At 69.0% G+C, this 18,524-nt stretch carries 16 protein-coding genes and 2 pseudogenes; 8 read left to right on the top strand and 10 right to left on the bottom strand.

The features are described 5' to 3' along the window. Positions 1-5: 5 nt before the first annotated feature. On the top strand, positions 6-692 hold the full coding sequence (locus F7Q99_RS28800; RefSeq protein ID WP_153466868.1) for a hypothetical protein: 687 nt from the start codon (positions 6-8) through the stop codon (positions 690-692). A 722-nt stretch (positions 693-1,414) separates the two neighbouring features. After that, positions 1,415-2,978, top strand: a pseudogene (locus tag F7Q99_RS43880) (ISL3 family transposase). A gap of 582 nt (positions 2,979-3,560) precedes the next feature. On the opposite strand, the gene F7Q99_RS28785 reads toward F7Q99_RS43880, so the two are convergent. From F7Q99_RS28785 to F7Q99_RS28775, 3 genes are all read right to left on the bottom strand, one after another. Then, positions 3,561-3,935, bottom strand: coding sequence for a hypothetical protein (locus tag F7Q99_RS28785; protein ID WP_153466865.1), 375 nt, complete (start codon positions 3,933-3,935; stop codon positions 3,561-3,563). Positions 3,936-4,614: 679 nt separating this feature from the next. Then, the gene (locus tag F7Q99_RS28780; RefSeq protein ID WP_326847299.1) at positions 4,615-5,286 is read right to left on the bottom strand and encodes a response regulator transcription factor; all 672 of its coding nucleotides are present in this window, start codon (positions 5,284-5,286) and stop codon (positions 4,615-4,617) included. A 17-nt stretch (positions 5,287-5,303) separates the two neighbouring features. After that, a complete protein-coding gene (locus F7Q99_RS28775; protein ID WP_153466864.1) occupies positions 5,304-6,470 on the bottom strand; it encodes a sensor histidine kinase in 1,167 nt (388 codons plus the stop codon). Positions 6,471-6,643: 173 nt separating this feature from the next. Between F7Q99_RS28775 and F7Q99_RS28770 the strand changes: the two genes are divergently transcribed. From F7Q99_RS28770 to F7Q99_RS28760, 3 genes are all read left to right on the top strand, one after another. Then, complete coding sequence (locus F7Q99_RS28770) at positions 6,644-7,015, top strand: MmpS family transport accessory protein (RefSeq protein WP_153466863.1); 372 nt, start codon at positions 6,644-6,646, stop codon at positions 7,013-7,015. Between the two features lie 75 nt (positions 7,016-7,090). Next, the gene (locus F7Q99_RS28765; protein WP_153466862.1) at positions 7,091-7,474 is read left to right on the top strand and encodes an ATP-binding cassette domain-containing protein; all 384 of its coding nucleotides are present in this window, start codon (positions 7,091-7,093) and stop codon (positions 7,472-7,474) included. 274 nt (positions 7,475-7,748) lie between these two features. Continuing rightward, on the top strand, positions 7,749-8,603 hold the full coding sequence (locus F7Q99_RS28760; protein WP_230210977.1) for a hypothetical protein: 855 nt from the start codon (positions 7,749-7,751) through the stop codon (positions 8,601-8,603). Positions 8,604-8,900: 297 nt separating this feature from the next. On the opposite strand, the gene F7Q99_RS28755 is transcribed toward F7Q99_RS28760, so the two are convergent. Together F7Q99_RS28755 and F7Q99_RS28750 are read right to left on the bottom strand one after the other, a co-directional pair. Further along, positions 8,901-9,308 (bottom strand): hypothetical protein, encoded by a 408-nt coding sequence (locus F7Q99_RS28755; protein WP_153466861.1) that lies wholly within the window; start codon positions 9,306-9,308, stop codon positions 8,901-8,903. Positions 9,309-9,505: 197 nt separating this feature from the next. After that, positions 9,506-10,072, bottom strand: a pseudogene (locus F7Q99_RS28750) (IS5/IS1182 family transposase); the annotation flags it as partial. Between the two features lie 381 nt (positions 10,073-10,453). On the opposite strand from F7Q99_RS28750, the gene F7Q99_RS28745 reads away from it, so the two are divergent. Continuing rightward, positions 10,454-10,804, top strand: coding sequence for a hypothetical protein (locus F7Q99_RS28745; protein ID WP_153466860.1), 351 nt, complete (start codon positions 10,454-10,456; stop codon positions 10,802-10,804). 1,036 nt (positions 10,805-11,840) lie between these two features. On the opposite strand, the gene F7Q99_RS28740 is transcribed toward F7Q99_RS28745, so the two are convergent. The 3 genes from F7Q99_RS28740 to F7Q99_RS28730 form a co-directional block, all read right to left on the bottom strand. Then, positions 11,841-12,095: a hypothetical protein gene (locus F7Q99_RS28740; protein ID WP_195911292.1), complete on the bottom strand. Its 255-nt coding sequence runs from the start codon at positions 12,093-12,095 to the stop codon at positions 11,841-11,843. A gap of 717 nt (positions 12,096-12,812) precedes the next feature. Beyond that, positions 12,813-13,439 (bottom strand): DUF6000 family protein, encoded by a 627-nt coding sequence (locus F7Q99_RS28735; protein WP_153466859.1) that lies wholly within the window; start codon positions 13,437-13,439, stop codon positions 12,813-12,815. Positions 13,440-13,496: 57 nt separating this feature from the next. After that, positions 13,497-13,880, bottom strand: coding sequence for a hypothetical protein (locus tag F7Q99_RS28730; protein WP_153466858.1), 384 nt, complete (start codon positions 13,878-13,880; stop codon positions 13,497-13,499). Positions 13,881-14,145: 265 nt separating this feature from the next. Here F7Q99_RS28730 and F7Q99_RS28725 point away from each other — a divergent pair, with 265 nt between their 5' ends. Next, positions 14,146-14,649 (top strand): hypothetical protein, encoded by a 504-nt coding sequence (locus F7Q99_RS28725; RefSeq protein ID WP_153463723.1) that lies wholly within the window; start codon positions 14,146-14,148, stop codon positions 14,647-14,649. A gap of 71 nt (positions 14,650-14,720) precedes the next feature. Beyond that, a complete protein-coding gene (locus tag F7Q99_RS28720) occupies positions 14,721-15,557 on the top strand; it encodes a transposase family protein (protein WP_326846942.1) in 837 nt (278 codons plus the stop codon). A 102-nt stretch (positions 15,558-15,659) separates the two neighbouring features. Here F7Q99_RS28720 and F7Q99_RS43355 read toward each other — a convergent pair whose 3' ends face one another. Together F7Q99_RS43355 and F7Q99_RS43350 are read right to left on the bottom strand one after the other, a co-directional pair. Next, positions 15,660-16,019, bottom strand: coding sequence for a competence protein CoiA family protein (locus F7Q99_RS43355; protein ID WP_326847298.1), 360 nt, complete (start codon positions 16,017-16,019; stop codon positions 15,660-15,662). 419 nt (positions 16,020-16,438) lie between these two features. Then, complete coding sequence (locus F7Q99_RS43350; RefSeq protein WP_195911291.1) at positions 16,439-17,779, bottom strand: tetratricopeptide repeat protein; 1,341 nt, start codon at positions 17,777-17,779, stop codon at positions 16,439-16,441. Positions 17,780-18,524: the final 745 nt, after the last annotated feature.

The raw sequence follows: 18,524 nt of genomic DNA, 5'->3' as shown, positions 1-18,524 counted from the left end.
GCGGCATGCCTGCCACCACCCCTCTCGCCTCCTCGGAAGAGATTCGCACCCACCTCGTCACCCGGCTAAACGATGCCCTCCGCCGACCGGGGATGTGGGGTGGAGAACTCTGCATCCGGCTGATCCTGGACCACCTTCTGTTCGTTGAACGCCGACAGGAGGCGTGGAGTGACGAGCAGCGCGCCCTGGAGCAGCGCAAGGCGTGGACCCCGACGGGCGTGAAGGGGGCGTTCGAGGACTTCCTGCCAGCCGACCACGGCTACAGCGTGGCCTCTGTCTACGCGGAGTTCGCGCACCGGCAGGGCTGGCTCATGGCCGACCGGGTACTGGACGCGGCCGAGTACACCTCGATGCGTGACACGATCGACTCATGGGCCGCCCACGACCGGGTATGGCCCGACGTCACCTCGGCCTTCGGCCCGCCGTCGGTGCTGATCGGCGGCACCAACCCGTACTACGGGAAGACGCTCGGCTACCTCACCGAGGACGTATCCGCCCCCATGGTGTTTTTCCACCTCTGGAACGGCACCGACCCGGGCACCGAACCATCCTGGCCCCCGGCCCATGAACAACCACTGCTGCTGGCCATCCGCCGTGGTGATGGCCTGTTCGCCGCGAGCTTCACGTTCACTCCGGAGGGACATCGCCGTCGACCGAGACAAGAAGAGATCCCGGAGCGCCCCGGCTCGTAACTCGGTCACGCTGGGCGATCCCGAAATGTCGATCAGAGCCGACCAAAAAAACTGACCGCCGTCGGGGAGTCTGCCGGCTCTGACCGCAGTTTGGTGAATGATCTTGGAGTGCCTTGGCCTGGCAGCGGGGGCAAGCAGAAATCGCTGCCGCCACGTCTGCGTGCGACTACTGTGCTGCTGGTCGCTTGTCCCGACCGACGAGGGGAGCTGAGTCGTGCTGACCACTACGCACCCGCCGTAGGTACCTTTGGAGAGCCCAGAGGGCCTTACGGAGGCTCTTGATGTCCCGAACCGTCCGCACGACTCCCAGGCACCTCTGCGTCCAAGACGGCGTATCGGTGTCCATGCGCCTGTATGACCTGCGTTACGCAAACATTGCACTGGCCCAGGCCCGCCGCCAAGGCCGTCGCCCTGCCCCGACCAAGACGCTGCACCGGATCACCTCCTGGCAGTGGATGGTGCTCTACTGCAGGAAGGGCTCGTTTTCCACCGAGATCGCTACGGCTGAAGGCCGCGCCCGGCTCCAGGGTCGACTCGGCGCCCAGCGTATCCGCGGACTGCACCGCGCCGGCCACGACCTTGGCGACGCAGACATCCCTCCAATTCGCCATCGTCATGGTGCGCTCTGGAATGCTTGGTAGAGACCTGACGTCCAAGACTGACCGCACTTGCGAGTTCCATGAAAGCCGCCCGCGGATGGTGACGGTTGGCGATCACGTCGTGTGTCTGTTGCTGATCTTCTGGCCGTCCTGTTCCCCCAGTTCTCCTTGCTTCACGTGGAGTTGGTCAGATCGGTAGGCCGGTCGATCCGTGTTCACGCCCGAAGCCGGACACCGGGGGAAGCCTGCCCGGGCTGCGGGACTTGGTCGGAGCGTGCGCACAGCCGCTACGAGCGGCGGATCAGCGACACTTCGGTCTCCGGGCAGGAGCTGGTGCTGCACCTGCGCGTCCGCCGGTTCTTCTGCGACAACACGAAGTGCGGGAAGCGGACCTTCGCCGAGCAGATCCCGGGGCTGACGTTCCGGTACGGGCGGTGCACGGTGCCGTTGCGGAAGGTCCGCGAGGCAGTCGCTCTGGCGCTGGGCGGCCGGGCAGGCGCCCGACTCGTCGAGCACCTGGCGGTCGGGGTCGGCCGGGATGCCCTGATACGCCTGATCCGCGCGTTGCCGGACCCGCCCGGCGGGCAGGTCCGTGTGCTCGGCGTCGACGACTTCGCCCTGCGCAAGGGCCACAACTACGGCACGGTTCTGGTCGACATCGAGGGCCGCCGTCCCGTCGAGGTCCTGCCCGAGCGGTCCGCCGACGCCCTGGCCGCCTGGCTCACCGAGCACCCCGGCGTTGAGGTGATCTGCCGCGACCGCGCCCGCTACTATGCCGAGGGCGCGGATCGCGGCGCCGGCACCGCCACGCAGGTCGCGGACAGGTATCACCTCTGGGCGAACCTCGGAGACGCGGCCGAACGACTGGTCGCCCGCCTGCGTCCCCAGTGGGTCCCGCCCGCGCCGGACAAGGAGAAGGTGGAACTGCCCGAGGGACCGCAGGGCCGGCGCACCCGCGAGCGCCAAGCTGCCGTCCCACGCGCTGATGGACAGGGGCCTGGGACATAGCCAGATCGTCGCCGAACTGCATCTGGACCCGAAGACGGTGCGGAAGTTCATGAGGGCCGCTACTGCGGACGAGCTGATCGGCGCGGGGCCCTCGGGCGGCCGGCAAACCAGCCTTCAGGGCCACGCCGCCTACCTGATCGCCCGGTTCAACGAGGGCTGCCACAGCGCGCTGCGGCTTCACCGTGAACTCTTCGAGCGCGGCCTGACCGTCAGCGAGCGAACCGTCCGCCGGTTCGTGCACCGGCTACGCGAGAACGCCAAGCCGACCGCCCGCCCGCCGGTTCCCAAGGTCCGGGAGGTGACCGGGCTGATCCTCACCCACCCCGACCACCGATCCGAAAGCCAACAAGTCCTCCTGAAGGAACTGCGCATCCGTTGCGGAGAGTTGGCCGACGCGTGCGACCTCGTCTCGCGGTTCGCCTCAATGATCGTGAACCGGCGTGGCCAGGAGGAACTCGAACAGTGGACCGCGGACGCTGAGGCGAGCGCGCTACCCGGGCTGCGAGGTTTCGCCACCGGCTTGCGCAAGGACTGGGACGCGGTCATGGCTGGCCTCACGCTCCGCTGGAACTCCGGCCCGGTCGAGGGCCACGTCAACCGGATCAAGATGCTCAAGAGGCAGATGTTCGGCCGCGCCAAGCTCGACCTCCTCCGCAAGCGAGTACTCCTCGCGACCTGAAGGTCAACTGAACTCACGCTGGAGGCGAGCGAGATGGCCGTTGACGCGTTACGCGCCACGACCCCACCGTGAGAAGCCCTGTTCGATCGCAGCTAGGTACTGGGCCAGGTCAAATCGAACTTCCTCTATGACCCGGTCGTCAGCACCTGGGTACATCAGACCGCCCCAGAGCACGGTCTGGCCTCGGAGCCGGATCCGTATACAGACCGCCGAGGTCGGAGAGCCCTGCTCGCAGGCCGCAACATCCACGCTCCGGGCTTGATCAGTTGGATAGAGCGGGCCTCCCGGCCTGAGCAGCTGACTCGGATGATCGCCGGCTGCACCGCTGTAACTGCGCGTGATCAAATCGAGGCCATCGACAAAGAGGTACGTGTGTAGAGCGCCGCAGATGGGTGGCCCAGGACAGGCAGTGATCAGCAGCGTGTTGATCGAGTTGTGCACCTGGCGATCACTGACACTGGCGCGCACCAGGCGCGGGGACTTACGCGGCATCCGACCTTCGCGACATCACGAAGCTGATGGTAGCTGCCCAGCAGACCGTCTGCGACCCTTTACTGTGTCCGGGCCCGGGAGTGTGTGCGGCTATGTCTTCTCCGGTGTGTTGTCGGGGAGCCTGTGGCCTTGGGCGTGGAGCCAGCGCCGGATTGACTCCGTGTGGCGGACGGCTGTGGCGTGCAGGGCTGGACCGGTCTTCGCGGCGGCGGTCTCGCGGCCGATTCGGGCAGCGTCCTGTTCGGCAGCCTCGACGACGGCGCTCGCGACCCAGTCGTCGAGGACTCCGTCGTTCTTCCACCGGGTGAGCCGGTCGCGCGCGGCCCGGTGGGCGGCCTGGGCTTCGGCTGCCTTCGTCTGTTGAGCGGCCCGCTCCCAGTACCGCGTGCGGTTGGTGAGGTATGCGTCGATGGCGCTGCGGGCCATGGCCTCGTCCCGTTCGGGATCGTGCTGAGGGCTCGTCATGCGGGAAGGATAAGAGAGCGTCGATAGGTCGGCTCGCTGCCCGCTTCGACGGGCACGGCCGGCGAGGGGCAAGCGCGCAGCGGGGGATCTACCTCGTCGAGCCGGACCAGGACGCCGCCTCCATGGGCATGCCGATTGGCGCGGGCACTGCGCCCGGGAAGCGAACGCCGCGCTGCGCCCCTGCTGGACCTGCAAGGGCATGCTGGGCGGGGTTTTGAGGGCTCGAAGCGGGAACTGCGCAGCGCGGCCGCGCCGGAGGCCGCCGAGTGGCCGGACTGCGCTCAGACCCGGGAGGTCGAGGGCCTCGGGCCGCTGGGCCCCCTGCCGACCGACACGGAGCGCAAGTAGCACCGACGTGGCAGGCTCACCGACCCGCGGGGGGTCTGCACGCGAAGCTCTACCCGGTGAGGGGGCCGTCGGGTGTGACCTGTTGGTGTTGTGGGGCGTGGAATGGCCCGGCACGCCTGGTTGTCTGGACCTTTGGTTGTGCCTGTTGGAGGCGGTCGGTGGGTGGTGGGTGGTGGCTGTTTTGGTGACTGTGTGTGTTGGTTGGTGGGGTCGGGGGGTTGGGTCGGCCCGCTCGGGGGGTGGGCTCGGTGTTGTGGGCTGGGTGCCGGCATCGCGGAGGCGGGTGGCGGCTGCGGGTGGGAGCGCTGCCTCGCGCGCCACCACCACGCTCTCAGCCGACGACGCCGTGTTCCCAGGCCCAGGCTGCGATCTCCACGCGGTTGCGGGCCGGTAGTTTGTCCTGGACCCGGCTGAGGTGACTCTTGATGGTGCTGACCGAGAGAGTCAGCCGTTCGGCGATCTCCTTGTTCGTGTGTCCGCGGGCGACCAGGCTCACGACCTTGAGTTCCTGGGGGGTGAGCCGCCGTGCGGCGGCGGCTCCGGTCTCGGCGCGCGATGGTGTGCTCAGGTGTTTCAGGAGCCGGACGGTGACGGACGGCGAGATGAGAGCGTCACCGCTGACAGCGGCATGCACTGCTTCGATCAGCAGTCGGGGGCCGGAGTTCTTGACCACGAAGCCGCTGGCGCCGGCGCGGATCGCTCCGTGGACGTACTCGTCCATGTCGAACGTCGTCAGGATGACGATCTTTGTGGCGTCCGTTGTGCCGTCCGTCGCAGTTCTCTGTGCTTGGCGCAGTCGCCTGGTCGCCTCCAGACCGTCCAGCCTCGGCATGCGGATGTCCATCAGGCAGACGTCCGGTCGCAGCCGGTGAACTGCCTCGACCGCCTCGACACCGTCGGATGCCTCCCCGACCACGGAGATGTCGTCCTGCCCCTCCAGGATGAGGCGGAAGCCCATCCGCACCATCTCCTGATCGTCGGCGATCACCACAGAGATGCTCACTACGGCTTCCCACTTCCTCACTTCACAGGTATAGACGCAGCCAGCTCCCAGCCGCCCTCGGGCATGCGGCCGCTGCTGAGCTCACCACCCAGTTCGGCCACCCGCTCCGACAGACCGACCATGCCGAAGCCGCTGGGGCGGAACCACACCCGCCCGCGCTGCTGACCGACCGCGTTGTCACGTACGCGGACGACGAGTCGGTCCTCGTCGGTTTCCATCCTGACATGCACGGTGGTCGCTGTGCGGGCGTGCTTGCGGATGTTGGTCAGGCCCTCCTGGACCAGTCGTTCCACCGTCTTGGCGAGTTGCGGCGACCAGAGGGCATCGTCCACATCGTCGGCTACGTCCAGCCAGGCGGGTTGCCCGGTGCCGCTGAACTGGCGGACGAGCGCATCGATCCTCGTCATCACGGGGGTGACGGGTGCCTGCGTCGTGGCTCCGTCCGCTTCACGCAGAAGTCGGACCATGCGGCTCATCGCCGCCAGTCCTTCCTGGCCGGTCTGCTCGATGTTGGTGAACAGCTCGCGTGCCGTGACCGGGTCACGTTCCGCGGTGTGTTCACCGGCCTGAGCCTGGACGACGATCGCCGTGACGTAGTGGGCCACGTGATCGTGCAGGTCGCGGGCGAGGTCGAGGCGCTCTGCCCGGCGTACGTTCTGCGCCGCGGTCTGGCGTCTGCCGTCCTCGGTTCGCAGATAGCCGCCCAGCAATGCGAAGGCCGCCGGAAGCAGGGTGAACAGGCCGTTGATGTCCTTGAGCAGCGGCAGATCCGCCAGTTCTGGAGCGCGGCCCTCGATTCGTACCACCGCCACGAAGAGCGGGATCGTCGACAACACGAGCGGCACGGTCCGCCCGTACCGGCAGGAAAGACACAACAGCACCAGCAACCCGACAAGTTCTGCCCACCCAGGGGTGCGCTGCAGCACGGTGCCCTCTACCAGGGACGTGGTCAGCAGCGAGAGCGTCGCCACGACGACGGACAGCGCGCACGCCGTCCATTGCCGGCCGAACCGGTACAACCGCAACTGCGCGCCGGCGCCGCCCAGAGCCGCGACCCCGCTCGCGACGACCGCCAGGCCGACGTGGGTGACGCTCACCACAGACGCGTCGAGGAGGACGAGCAGAACACAGAGGCCCAGCGCGGCTACCGTCGCAGGGCAGGTGAGCCGAAGAGAGCGGGGCATGGTGGGGAGTCTAGACCGCCGTTCGCCGACCCTTGGAGGGTGAGGAATGATACGTACTTTCGGCTGATGCCGCCGGAGCGAATACGGACTTTCGGCGGCATCGCGACCCGTCGCCCGCTCCGCAGAATGATGCGTGTGCAAGGCGCGACTTCCTCCTATCACCAGGAGCTGCCATGACGTTCCCCGCGTTCCGAACGTATGTCACATCCCTGCTGACGGCCGGCTCCCTGACAGCGGCCGCCGTGTCACTCACCGGCTGCGGACTGTTGGGCCCCAGCTATGACGTGAAGCTGGAGGTGGCCGGCCCCGGCAGCGCCGACATCGTCTACAGCTTCTCCGGCGACAACAGCGGGAAGACCGCAGTCGGTCAGAAGCTGCCCTGGACCAAGGCCCAGAACGTCGGGTTCGGCTTCAACGAAGTGAGCGTCAACCACCCCGAACCCGGCACTACCTGCCGCATCTACGTCGACGACAAGCTCAAGGACGAGCAGACGAAGCCCGACGCCAAGGGATACCTGTCGTGCTACGCCTCCCTGAAGCGCTGATCCGATGACCTTGACGAGCGCGTCCGCCTGCACGGCGGTCCGCGCCAGGGCCGCCACCAAGGCGTCGTCACCAAGATGCACCGGGCGGACAAGCCCGGCACCACGGCGGCGGTATGCGTGCAGGCGCTGCGCAGAGTCGACCTTGAGACCGACAAAGGAGCTTCCTGGCTGTCATGGGACCTTCCGGATCCTTGGAAGTCCACCCTGCTGCACCGCGTTGCCGGCCTGGACCGGCCGTCCTCCAGCACGATCACCCTGGAAGACAACGAGATCACTGCGCTGTTTGAGCGGCAGCGCACGGACCTGCGTCGCAATCTCATCGGTTTCGTCTTCCAGCAGTACCACCTGCTACCAGAGTTGAACGGCTCCGAAGACGTTCTACTGCCGCTGGAGATAGCCGGCCGCCGCCCCGACCAGGGCCGGCTGGACACGCTCGTGAGCGCCCCTGCAGATCGGTGACCAACGGCAGGACCGGGTGGACAGGTGCGGACATGGGAAGTGGACACCGTCTGTTGTGAGTCTGTGTGCCATGAGCGTCGCACGCAAGCAGACGGAGTGGGCAGCGGGCCGAGCCAGTCGACCGGGAGCGGCCCTGCTGGCCACCCGCGCCGCCGAAGCCCGGTGCCCAGCCGGGTCCGGAACCGCCGTCGGCAGGGCCGCCCTGACCCCCTGACCACCAGCCCCGAACTTCCAACCGCACCGCACACCCGCACCCTCACCCCGAAGGATCACCATGACGCCCCGCCCGCCACGCGCCATGGGCATGCTGATTGCCGCCGGTCTGTTGACCACTGGCTGCTCCGTGGGCGTGGCGGACAAGGCCCCGACGCCGCCTGCCATCGAGGTTTCCCCGACGCCGCCAGCCACCGGGTACGACGGGCTGCTGGGGCTCCCGCTGTCCGCCTACGGCACCTCGGACAAGGACGACGACCAGCTGTTCGCGGCACGAAAGGCGCTGGTCGTGAACTGCATGAAGAGCCGTGGACACCCGAGCTACTTGGGCCAGAACATGGTCTGGGTCTCCGGAGGGGACAACGAGGCACGCCGCCCGGCCGGCGCCTGGGGCTATATCGGCCTCACGGCAGCGAAGCGCCAGGGGTTCCATCCAGGGCAGAGCCTTCCGAACGTGGCGGGCCTGACCGGTGCCGAGGACCAGGACTTCCAGGCCTGCCAGGGCGCGGCAGACAAGGAACTGCCGCGCCTGGCAGGCACCAGCGGCTGGACACTGACCCAGCGTCTGTTCGCCCAGTCACTGCAGCAGACGAAAGCGGACCGGCGGGTGAGCGCCGCGCGCGAACGCTGGAGCGCCTGCATGACAGCGGCCGGCCGCCCAGCCCAGGACCCCGAGATACTGGCGGCCGGCCCCTGGGAGACGGCGAAGCCGACCGTTGATGAGATCGCCGCGTCCACCGCAGCGGAGTCTTGCACAACGTCGTCGGAGTTGGCCGCAGTCTATTTCGCCGTCCTGACTGGGTATCAACGGCAGCTGGTGTCCGCCAACGCCACTGTCCTGGTCGCCTATCGGAAGCAGGTCCAGGCACAGGCCGACCAGGTCTCGGACCTGATGGCAAAGCTTCCCGCGCCGTGAGCCGAGCGCTCACCACGATTTCCGGATGACACCCTGCCCGACCAAATGGTCCGCGCCATCCGGCCGACAAAAGCACAACGACAAGAAAGGAAACCCCCCATGCACCCCATGTTTAAGCGAGCAGCCTTGGCCGTAGCGGCGGCCGGCACCTTGGCCCTCAGCATGCCCGCAACCCAGGCGTCCGCGATCAACTATGTCCCCTGCAACCAAGCCGATTTCTTGCAGATCACGCACTATAGCGGCGGCGTCGTTCGGGTCAGGGTTTGCTTGGCGAACGCGGGCGACATGCGGGATGGGCTAGACGGTGTCACGGACATCAGCTCGGGAAACAATGCGGGGTATGTCGCGGGCCGTGGTAGTACTGCCTTGGTCGGATTCCAGAAATTCACAACGTGGCACACCACCTTGCCGGGGGACGTTACCTACATACACATCGATTAGTCGCTCCAGCACGACAGGAGCGTAACCACCACGGCCGCCCGCCCGGATCGCACAGAAATCCCGGAGGGCGGCCTCCTCGGCGTACTTCATCGCCGCCACGTGCAGGCGGTGCAACTCCGTGTAAACGGGCGCCAGGCGGTCAAGCTCGGCGACCGCGTCGCAGCCCTCCTCCGGACGCTCCCGCGTCTTGTCGTGAAGCATGAGGAACCGCACCCCGGCGGCGAGGGCCTCGCTGTAGGCATCGAGTGCATCCTGACTGGCCATGCAGGTCCTCCGCTCGGGGTCGACGCTGGCCGAGATCTTCCCAGCGGCATCTCCGGGGGACAAGAGATCGAGCACTCACGTGCGAACCGACCAACTATCCGGCGGTCCCCGTTCGAAGTGCGTCGGCCTGGGCCGCGAATTTGCGACTACCGCCGATAGATGACACATACCGACGATGACTTCACCATGATCGCTTGGGAGTTCGTGCGCTCCACCACCCAACGGCCTGCGGTCTGGATCGGAGTTTTCGCGCCGTGTGGGGCGATGCGGGCCTCGATCCCGCGGGCGGCCAGGTCGTCGTGGAGCATGCGGTAGTCGTATCCGTATCCGGCGTCTAGGGCCAGGCTCGGGTGCTCCGGCAGCGGTCCAAGGGCCGACTCCAGTGCGTCGTATCGGTCGAGGGCGGCGGGTAGCAGGGTGTGGTCGCGAGTGTTGGCCGGCGCGGGTTCGGTGATCAGCGGTATGCCTGCCCCGTCGGTCAATTGCGAGCGTTTCAAGCCGAGTTTGGCCCGATCAACCGGGCTCCTGCCTGCGCACTCGCCACCGGCAGGCGCCTTGGAGATGCAGCCGTCGGCGCTCAGGCGGTCGAGTTCGAGTCCGATCATGCGGTCATAGGCGGCGAGTGCGAGCAGTCGCAGGCCCTCCATCACGCTGGGCGCGATCCACTCGTCGCGGCGCCGGCGCAAGGTGGTGGCCGAGCAGTGCTTGTGCGAGGCTCGTTCGTACCCGCAGGCGAAGACCAGGACTTGCACGAAGACGACGGCACGGTGATCACCGTACGAGGCGTCGAGGGCGCATCCTCCGGATGGATGGCCGAACAGGGCGACACGGCGGCCGCGCGTATCGCCACGCGCGGCCGCCGCTGTGCATCCGACCAGGAGCAGCTCTCCGTGGAAGCGCTGCCGGGCCGCGGGCTCTCGAAGAAGTCCAGCTTCCGCCGGCGAACTTGTCCGGCCTCGCCAGACGGCTTGCTTGCCCGCAGGTCGGGCGGCGCATGCTCGTTGGTTCAGCGGCCGGGCCTCACTGTGGGTTGTTAGGGTGGGGCCGGTCAGGGACGGCTAAGGGGTGGGGGATCCATGGGTTCGCAAGACGGTAGTGACCGTGCGGGTTTCGGGTGCGTGGCGTGCTGCGCCGAGGACGCTGCGGTGGCGCAGGCGCACCACTTCAGCCGCGACGGGGTTCGGCTCGAGAGGATGATTCGGGACGACTCGCATTTCATCGTCTCTGTTCAGCGGTGCGGCCTGTGCTCGCAGGCCTTCGTGAGCGTGTTCACCGAGTACATCGACTGGGTCGCCTCGCAGGACGCGCAGTACCGCACCGTGCTGCCGATCACGGACGCCGAGGCGGACGACCTGGTGGCGGGGCGGTTGAGCCCGCACCGGGTAGGGGCCCTGGGAGACGGTCGACGTCATCTGCAGAGCGACTGGCCGAGCGGTGCCGAGGAGCCGTCCGTGTACTGGGGCAGCGGTGTCTTCGGGGTCCGCGTGGGGTACTGACCCGGACGGCGCGCGGCGGGCCTGTCGATTGTGCATGTCGTTGTCGCCCCGCCGACGGGCGGGGGAGTGGGGGCCGGAGAGAGGGGCTCGACTCTCGCGTGCACCGGTGCCGGGGGAGTCCGAGTCCGGGGCGCCAGCGGGTTCGCTGACCATCCGGGGGTCCGGTGGCGCCGGAGTCGACGCCGGGCCCGTGGGCGGCCGCCGTGGCGCTGCGGGAGATCATGCCGGAAGCACGGCCACGTTCGTGCGGACACGGCGGAACGGGTGCCCAGAGCGCGCCCTCCCTGGCCGTGTGGAACGGGGCCGTCCGCCTCGCGGTACGTGGCTTGAGGTGCATGTTCCCGACAATCAGGCGACACCCGCGCAGGGGTGTCCGCACCGTCCTGTACGAATGTGCCAACTAGATTCAGCTGATCATGCGTTTGGCGCCGCTCGGGACTGGCAAAACAGCAGCTCAGGGTGCTGACGGAATGCCATCTACCGGCAGTGGTCGCAGAATTCACCGCGGGTGACTGGGCTGAGGAGTCCTGCGGGCCCGTCCGGCTGCGCCGGACGGGCCCGCAGACACGAGCGACTCAAGCGACTGAGAGGCCGGACCCTCCTCGGCGGAGTGCCGACGGGCGACTGACCCCTGTTCTGAAGGACCCTGACGTGGACCGCGCCGTCCGGCTGCTTCGCCGCCCAGCACGGACACCCCCACGGCGCCGGGCCCTACCACCCGCCCGGCCTCGGTCCGGCGGATCGGCCCCGGTGCGGCCTCGTTCGGCGAGCAGCGGGGCGATCTCGCGCCACACTGACCGGGCCAGCTCCGCATCCATCCTCATGCCGCCTCTCGGCGAGGATCAGAAGCGCACCGTGCCGGTGCGGGTCAAGTCGACAAGGAGGGGGTGGGTGCACCGCACCATCACCGCGACCCGCACGGACGCAGACCTCGCGCTGTTCGCCTACATCGACGGACCCGCCTCCCCCGCCTCTCGGGGGAACCTCAGGGGGCTGGTGGAACCTTGGTGACGCTGGCTGGCGCCTTGGCAGGACGTTATGGCTGGTCCCGGTGGTTGAGACGGTATATGAGGTAGGTGATTCCCAGGATGATGTCGACTGCCGCCCAAAGCCCGATGACCAAGCCGACGCCGATGGTCGTGCCCACGTGTCCTGCGTTGATGCAGGTGGTGTAGTCCTGGCCGGTCAGGCCGTCGCAGCTTTTGCCGGCCGACTTGGTGCTGCTCACGGTTCCGGCGATGATCCAGATCACGAACAGCGCCTGAACCGTGAGGAAGATCCACAGGAACACCCTGCGGTGCCTCGTGCGGGGCGGAGGCGGCGAGGGCCTGGCTCCCTCATTCCAGTGGGTCCACCCGCCATCGCCGCCTGCACCACCAGGCGGCGGCGTCCCGGGTCGAGGATCTTCAGAAGGACGCTGCTCGGACATGGCTGCCTCCAGTCGGAGACGAGTGGCCCTTGCTTTCAGGAGGCCACTCGGCCGGGCCCGGGTCAACCACCCACCGGCCGAGGACGTAGTCCTGGGCTGCAAGCAGCTACTGGACATCGGCATGTGTGACTGGCGACGGGACAATCGGAACAAGCAGGCAGCCGGGCCGGGTGAGGGCGGTGTCGGCGAGGATCCGCTCGACCGTCCCGTCCCAACTGCTGTGCTGGCCAATGACGTGTTCGAGGCGACCGGGCAGGAGGCCGTGGGGCTGGTGCCAGCCGGCTATCCCCTCGGGGAAGATTTCGGTGGCCAGCGGGGACGCGTGCCGCCGGACGGTCTCCACACCCCAGCCCCATCGCGTGTCCGAAGCCGTGGAATCCAACCCCATTGGGGAACCCGACGCGGAAAGGCCGCCACCCGCAGGTGACGGCTTTCCAGTGCCTTCTCGGGGCCGCAGCAGCGTAGCGCCGACCATGGACACCAGCTCCGCGGGGGCGGGTCTGCCAGGCTGATCTGGACAACTTCGAGTTGTGCGGTGGCGCGTTCCTTCGATCAGGTGTCACCTTTCCGGGGACGACGTCAACGCTCCTTTGCCGTGCAGTGCTCGGAACTCTCATCAGCAAAGTCACAGAACTGGCTGATGATCTTGCGGCTGCTTTCCGGTGTGCCGTGGTACTCCTTGCGGGGTGGTCCGTCGATCCATTGGTGCCAGAGACCGTCGGGGGCCAGGAACCGGGCTGCTCGATCGGCGCCGAGCTTGGTGTCGAGGTTCAGGAGTGCGCCCATGGCGGCTGTCTGGTCGTAGTAGAGGTCCGGGCGTCGCAGGTAGCGATCGAGGTAAGCGGTCAACAGACCCGCGTCGGCAGGGGTGCCGAAGGTGGCGAGAGCGACGCAGTAGGCGATGCCCGCGTAGCAGACCTCGCTGTCAAGCAGCAGTTCGCCGAGGTGTTCACGGAATTCGGTTCTGCGGGCGACGGCGATGAGCCAGGCTGCGGGCTTGCGCTCACGCCACCCGCCTTCGAGCAGGATGGTCAGTTCACGGGGCGTGATTTTGCCAGCGGCCTCGCCGAGCTCCCGTGCGACCTTGGTGCGTTCGCTGCCGGTCACGCGCAGAAGGCTGCCGCCGAGCCTGAGGTAGCGCCGATCGGGAGTGACATAGCGGCGGATCAGATCGGCCAGCTCGGCGTCCTCGTGGGCGTAACGCATGGCCACATCCTGTCCTGGTCGCAGCCGTCTGACCAGTGCGTTTCTCAGCCGTGCTGTTCAGTCGGCAGGCTCATCGTGGGATTCGCCGAGGTCATCGAGGAGGCTGGTGATGCGGTCGGCGATGTGCTGGTGGCGCTCGATCTCCCGCTCCCAGCCGCAGTCCGTTGCGTCGGTGATCAGCTGCCGCTCGGTGCAGAGGCGTTCGCGCAGGCGGGGCGCGGGCGGCCGGGGAGTCCACCGGGTATCCCGGCGGGCAGACGGCCGCGGGCGGGCGGCGGCCTCCCGGCGCCGGCGCTGCTTCTCCTCGTAGAGGCGCCGGTCCTCCTCGGCGTCCCGCCGGGCGTTCTCGTACTCGGCGGCCAGCCGCTCGAGGAGTTCCGGCGGCAGCACGATCCCCTGCGGGCCGAGCCCGAGGTCCTCCAACCGCAGGCGCTCGCGCACCAACTCGTCCCCGGGCAGGGGGATGGTGCACGCCGTAGTGCCTCATCCCCCCTGTCCACCACTGAGGAAGTTCCATCGTGATTCGTGCAGGTCACCGGCCCTGGTGTGACAAGTGGTTGGGGTGCTCGCGCAGCTCATCACGGTGATCGTCGCGCGGAGATCATCCGTCAGCCTTTCTGGCTGTCTTCCCGGGATCTCCTGCACGCTGTGTGCCGGTCCCCTACTGTGCGAGCAGGGGCTGTGGTGGGCCCGCGCGGGAGGGGATATGGCTCAGAACCTGATGGTGTGGCTGCTGGAGCGCCGCGTGGTGCTGGAAGAACGCGTTGAGCGGCTGCGCAAGCAGCTGGCAGACACCGAGGCCGAAGTGGCTCGGTTGGAGGCCGCTGAGGTCGTCTACCGGCAGTACCAGGAGGACGCTGACGCCGGGCATCCCGACGCCGAGGCCTGGCAGCAGGCCCTGGAGGAGGCCACCGGCGGAGAACCCGCCGCGCCCGCGCCCGGCGCCGGTGTGACGCCGGGCGCCGCAGGCCAGCTGCTGATCCCGCACTGCGGCCAGGACAGCGGCCCGCAGGACCTGCCGGCCGACTATCAGGCGATCATGGGGATCGTCGCGGACGGCGACGGCCCGCTGCAGGCCAAGGACGTGGCCCGTGAGCTGGGGCTGGATCCGGTGCCGGCGAAGGTGGAGCCGGTGCGCGGGAAGCTGCGCAAGCTGGCCGAACGCGGCTGGATCACCCGAACCGCGGCCGGACGCTACCTGCCCCGGTAGGGCGCGCGGTCCCGGAATAACGGCCGATTCCCGCCGCAACACGGCTTACCCCGGCGGGAGTTGGGAAGCTCGTGAAAACCAGGACCAGCCCCACCGGGGACACCGTCAGCCTTGTCTACTCCGTCCGCCTGCCGCTGTCCAGCCGGACCGTCAACTACGTGGCCGGCCTGATCCGCGCCCACCGCAAGACGATCCGCTCCCGCTGGCGCAAGCTGGACGCCGGGCGGATCGCCGTGATCGCACTGGCCCACCTGCGCAACGACGAGCGGCTGGCCGACCTGGCCGGCGGCAACGCGGTCTCGGCCTCCACGGTGCGCCGGTGGGTACTGGAGGTGATCGACCTGCTGGCCGCACGCTCTCCCCGCCTGGACCGAGCGCTGGCGAAGGTGGCCAAGGACAGCGGGTGCGTGGTGCTTCTGGACGGCACGCTGATCCGTACCCGGCGGCGGACCGGCCGGGCGAACCGGAAGAACTACTCGGGCAAGCACAAGGCGCATGGCCTGCTGTTCCTCGCCCTGACCGACGCGAAGGGGCGGCTGTTGTGGATCTCCTCGGCCCGCCGGGGCGCCTGCAGCGAGATCACGGCCGCCCGCTACGAGAAGCTGTGCGCGCGGCTGCGGGAACTTCGACTGGGTGCGGTGGCCGACCTGGGGTTCGTCGGCCTGGACGACGGGGACCAGGAGCAGCCGGCGGTCATCACGGGGTTCAAGGCGAGCGGCGGAAAGCGCCTCTCGTCCCCGAAGAAGGTCGTGAACCGGCTGGTCAGCAGCCTGCGAGCGCCGGTCGAGCACGGCTTCGCGAACCTGAAGACCTTCCGGATCCTGACCAAGGTGCGCATGCATCCGCGGCACGCGACCGCACTCGTGCGGGCCCTGCTGGTGCTGACGCACCACCAGGTGGCACGGTGACGGATGATCTCCGCGCGGTGATCACCGTGATGAGCTGCGCGAGCACCCCAATTATTCGTCACACCAGGACCGGTGACCTGCACGAATCACGATGAAACTTCCTCACTCGTTCCCGCGCGCATGGGGCCACCCCAGTCGGGCCTCCACCTCACCGGCGCGGTGGTACAGCGTCCACGCCGGGATCCCCTCGGCGAACAGCACGTGCGGCACCCGGCTCTCCGGGCGCATGAACCACACGTCCCGCACCCCCGCCACCGCATAGTCGCGGTGCCGTGCCCGCCACACCTCGTCCGTGATCACCTCCCGCTGCGCCTCCAGGGCAAGCCGGGTCCCGCAGTCCAGCTCGACGTGGACATCCGCACGGCGGTCGCGCTGTGGCGTCCACTGCTCGAGCCGCACCCGCACCGTGTTGGGCAAGGAGGCCCAGCGGGCGAGGCGGTGCTTGGCGTTGATGTGCCACACCGTCCCCGCCGGCGTGGCCGGGGGCGGGGGCCGGGGGCGGTGCCCGGTGGATGCGCGAAGTGCGGGCGCACCAGGCCGCCGATCCTGCCGCGGGCCAGCAGCGGCACCCGGGTGCCGGCAGGCGCGTCGATGCCCTGCCAGCAGTAGAAGCACACGACCCTCTCGCGCCGCCCCTAGCCCAGCGCCCGCCACTGCTCCAGAGGGCGCTCGCCGATATGGACCTCGCGCCGCGTCTCGAGGTCGAACCCGACCACCAGCAGATCGTCCTTCACTCTCCGCCCCCTCGCGCCCGGCACTCTCCCCGCGCCCGGGCACTGCGCCGGGCACGGACACCGGGACATGACTACCCGTCATCTGTGGCGCGCCATCCGCGCGGCAGGAAGCCTTCACCGGGCGGGGAAGCGGGACTCGTTCGCCCGTCACGGGTCCTTCCACAGCCTGATCAGGACGTCCAGCCCGGGCAGCGGTGGCTGCGTGAACTGCTCGTACAAGCGGGGATCGAACCGGTCCGATCCGTCCCGCGCGGCCAGGGCCTGCTCCAAGCACTGCCGGGCCCGGTCGCCCTCGCCGAGTGCGGCGAAGGCGAGAGCTTGGATTTCGCCTGTTCCACACGGGTGGGAGTAGATGTCCGGCGACGGCAGGCGGTCGGCCACCGCGGTGGCGGCCAGGAAGTACCGCCGCGCAAGCGGCGGATTCTCGGCCCGCTCCAGCGCTCCGATCAGAAGCAGTGGCCTGGCGGCGGTCCGTGTCGTTCCCAGCAGCCGCACGGCCCGGCGCAGTTCCTCGCGTGCCTGCTCACCTCGTCCTGACGCGAGGTGGATCCAGCCCAGCAGCCCGAGGGCCTGGCCGTCGTCGCGGTCGTGGTGCAGGAGGACCGTGAGGTTGGCTTCGGCCTCCCGCATGCGGCCGACCCGGGCGAGCAGCCAGGCCAGATTCCACCGGCAGATACGCACTGCGGGATCCAGGGCGACGGCCCGGCGCAGCACCTGCTCGGCGGCGTGGAGATGCCCGCGCCCGATGAGCGCCCAGCCGAGGGCGTTGAGCGTCCACGGCGTCGCCTTCCTCGCGGCGGCTTGCTCGGCCGCCCTTACTGCCTCTCTCCAGCGCTGTAGCTCTCCCAGAGCCCAGCAGAGCAGCTGCGCGGCACGGTCCGACCCGGGATCCAGCTCGTGTGCGCGGGAGGCGGCCTGGTGCGCGCCGCCGTAGTCGCCGGTGTCCAGCAGTGCCTGCGCGAGCACCGCGTGGCCCCAGGCCGAGTCCGGCCACGCGTCCACCGCCACCCGGGCATGCGTGGCGACGTCGCCAGCACGCGTGCGTGCCGTCTGCAGGACCTCGGCCAGGCACAGGTGCCCGAGGGCGGAACCCGGGTCGTGGACCAGGGCCTTGTGGGAGGCGATCCCGGCTTCCTCCAGACGCTGCTGGCACAGCAGCACATAGCCCAACTCGGCGTAGGTGCACGCGAGCCCGGGACTCAGCGCCACCGCCTTCGTCAGCTGCTCCTCGGCATCCGCCCACCGCTCGAGGGCCGAGAGCGCACAGCCCAGGTCCAGCCGGACATCCGCGTCCCGGGGCGCGAGCTCCACGGCGGGCGACAGCACCTCAACGGCCACCTCCCAGCACTCGGCCCCGGTCAGTTCGAAACCCAGCTCCCGCCGCACCGCGAGGTCGTCGGGCCGGGCATGCAGCAGGCCCAGGAGGTTCGCGATCAGGACCTCGCCCTCGTCGCTGTCCTCCCCGCGTCCGGCAGCGGATCGGGCCACAGCTCGTTTGGGCCGGGGAACACATCCGCCGACAACGTCGCCTCCGCGCAGGTGAGGGAAACCGGCGCCTTCGGGCCGGCGCCGTACCCCGGCGTCCCACGACGGCGCCCGCAGCGACAAGGCCGGGGCCGCAGTGATCCCGCCCGGCGGGAACCACCACCCGGTGTCCGGGACAACAGTCCGCACAGCGGATTCGCCGCCGGACCCGGTTGGCGCCGGTGACCACCCGCCAGGAGGCGACGACAACGCCCACGCCCCGTTCCCGCCCACCGCTCCATCCACCCGCACGCCCGCCGCTCCGGGTGCCGAGGCGGTGCCAGACCGGCCCGGACGGGCCCGCGCTGCACCAGGTCCTCGATCCTGGCGGCGCCGGCCGGGACGGCGGCCAGCATCTCTGCGACGGTCGGGTTCTCCTCGGCGGCCAGCCGCAGGTCCGCCACCGCGCTGCGCATCCTGGCGGCCGTCTGCCGACCAGGACGAGACGGTCCGGGAGGCGGCGCTCGACAGCCGACCGGTTGGAAATCGAAAGTGTAATCGTCCGCACCGCGCACCGCTGCGCCGCGCCCGGCGTCCGTCGAAGGCATCCAGGTCCAGCGGCAGGCCAAGGCGCAGCCCCGGCCGACGCGGGGCTCCTGAACGACACGGCTCCTGGACCCGTACCGCCCAGGCACTGTGGCGAACGTCCGGATGAGTGCCGTGCGAGAAGGCCGAATCCGTGGACTTGGCCCGACTACGGTTCCCAATC

It is taken from the genome of Streptomyces kaniharaensis (assembly GCF_009569385.1).
GTDB lineage: Bacteria > Actinomycetota > Actinomycetes > Streptomycetales > Streptomycetaceae > Kitasatospora > Kitasatospora kaniharaensis.
The sequence above is the reverse complement of the archived record's forward strand: the minus strand, read 5'-3'. Positions and strand labels throughout refer to the sequence as shown.

Excerpts from the sequence above, each read along its gene's own strand:
- F7Q99_RS28770 (WP_153466863.1), top strand. The coding sequence starts at position 6,644 with ATGACGTTCCCCGCGTTCCGAACGTATGTCACATCCCTGCTGACGGCC.
- F7Q99_RS28800 (WP_153466868.1), top strand. The coding sequence starts at position 6 with ATGCCTGCCACCACCCCTCTCGCCTCCTCGGAAGAGATTCGCACCCAC.
- F7Q99_RS28760 (WP_230210977.1), top strand. The coding sequence starts at position 7,749 with ATGACGCCCCGCCCGCCACGCGCCATGGGCATGCTGATTGCCGCCGGT.
- F7Q99_RS28735 (WP_153466859.1), bottom strand. The coding sequence starts at position 13,439 with ATGCGTTACGCCCACGAGGACGCCGAGCTGGCCGATCTGATCCGCCGC.
- F7Q99_RS28725 (WP_153463723.1), top strand. The coding sequence starts at position 14,146 with ATGGCTCAGAACCTGATGGTGTGGCTGCTGGAGCGCCGCGTGGTGCTG.
- F7Q99_RS28755 (WP_153466861.1), bottom strand. The coding sequence starts at position 9,308 with ATGGCCAGTCAGGATGCACTCGATGCCTACAGCGAGGCCCTCGCCGCC.
- F7Q99_RS28765 (WP_153466862.1), top strand. The coding sequence starts at position 7,091 with ATGCACCGGGCGGACAAGCCCGGCACCACGGCGGCGGTATGCGTGCAG.
- F7Q99_RS28785 (WP_153466865.1), bottom strand. The coding sequence starts at position 3,935 with ATGACGAGCCCTCAGCACGATCCCGAACGGGACGAGGCCATGGCCCGC.
- F7Q99_RS28775 (WP_153466864.1), bottom strand. The coding sequence starts at position 6,470 with ATGCCCCGCTCTCTTCGGCTCACCTGCCCTGCGACGGTAGCCGCGCTG.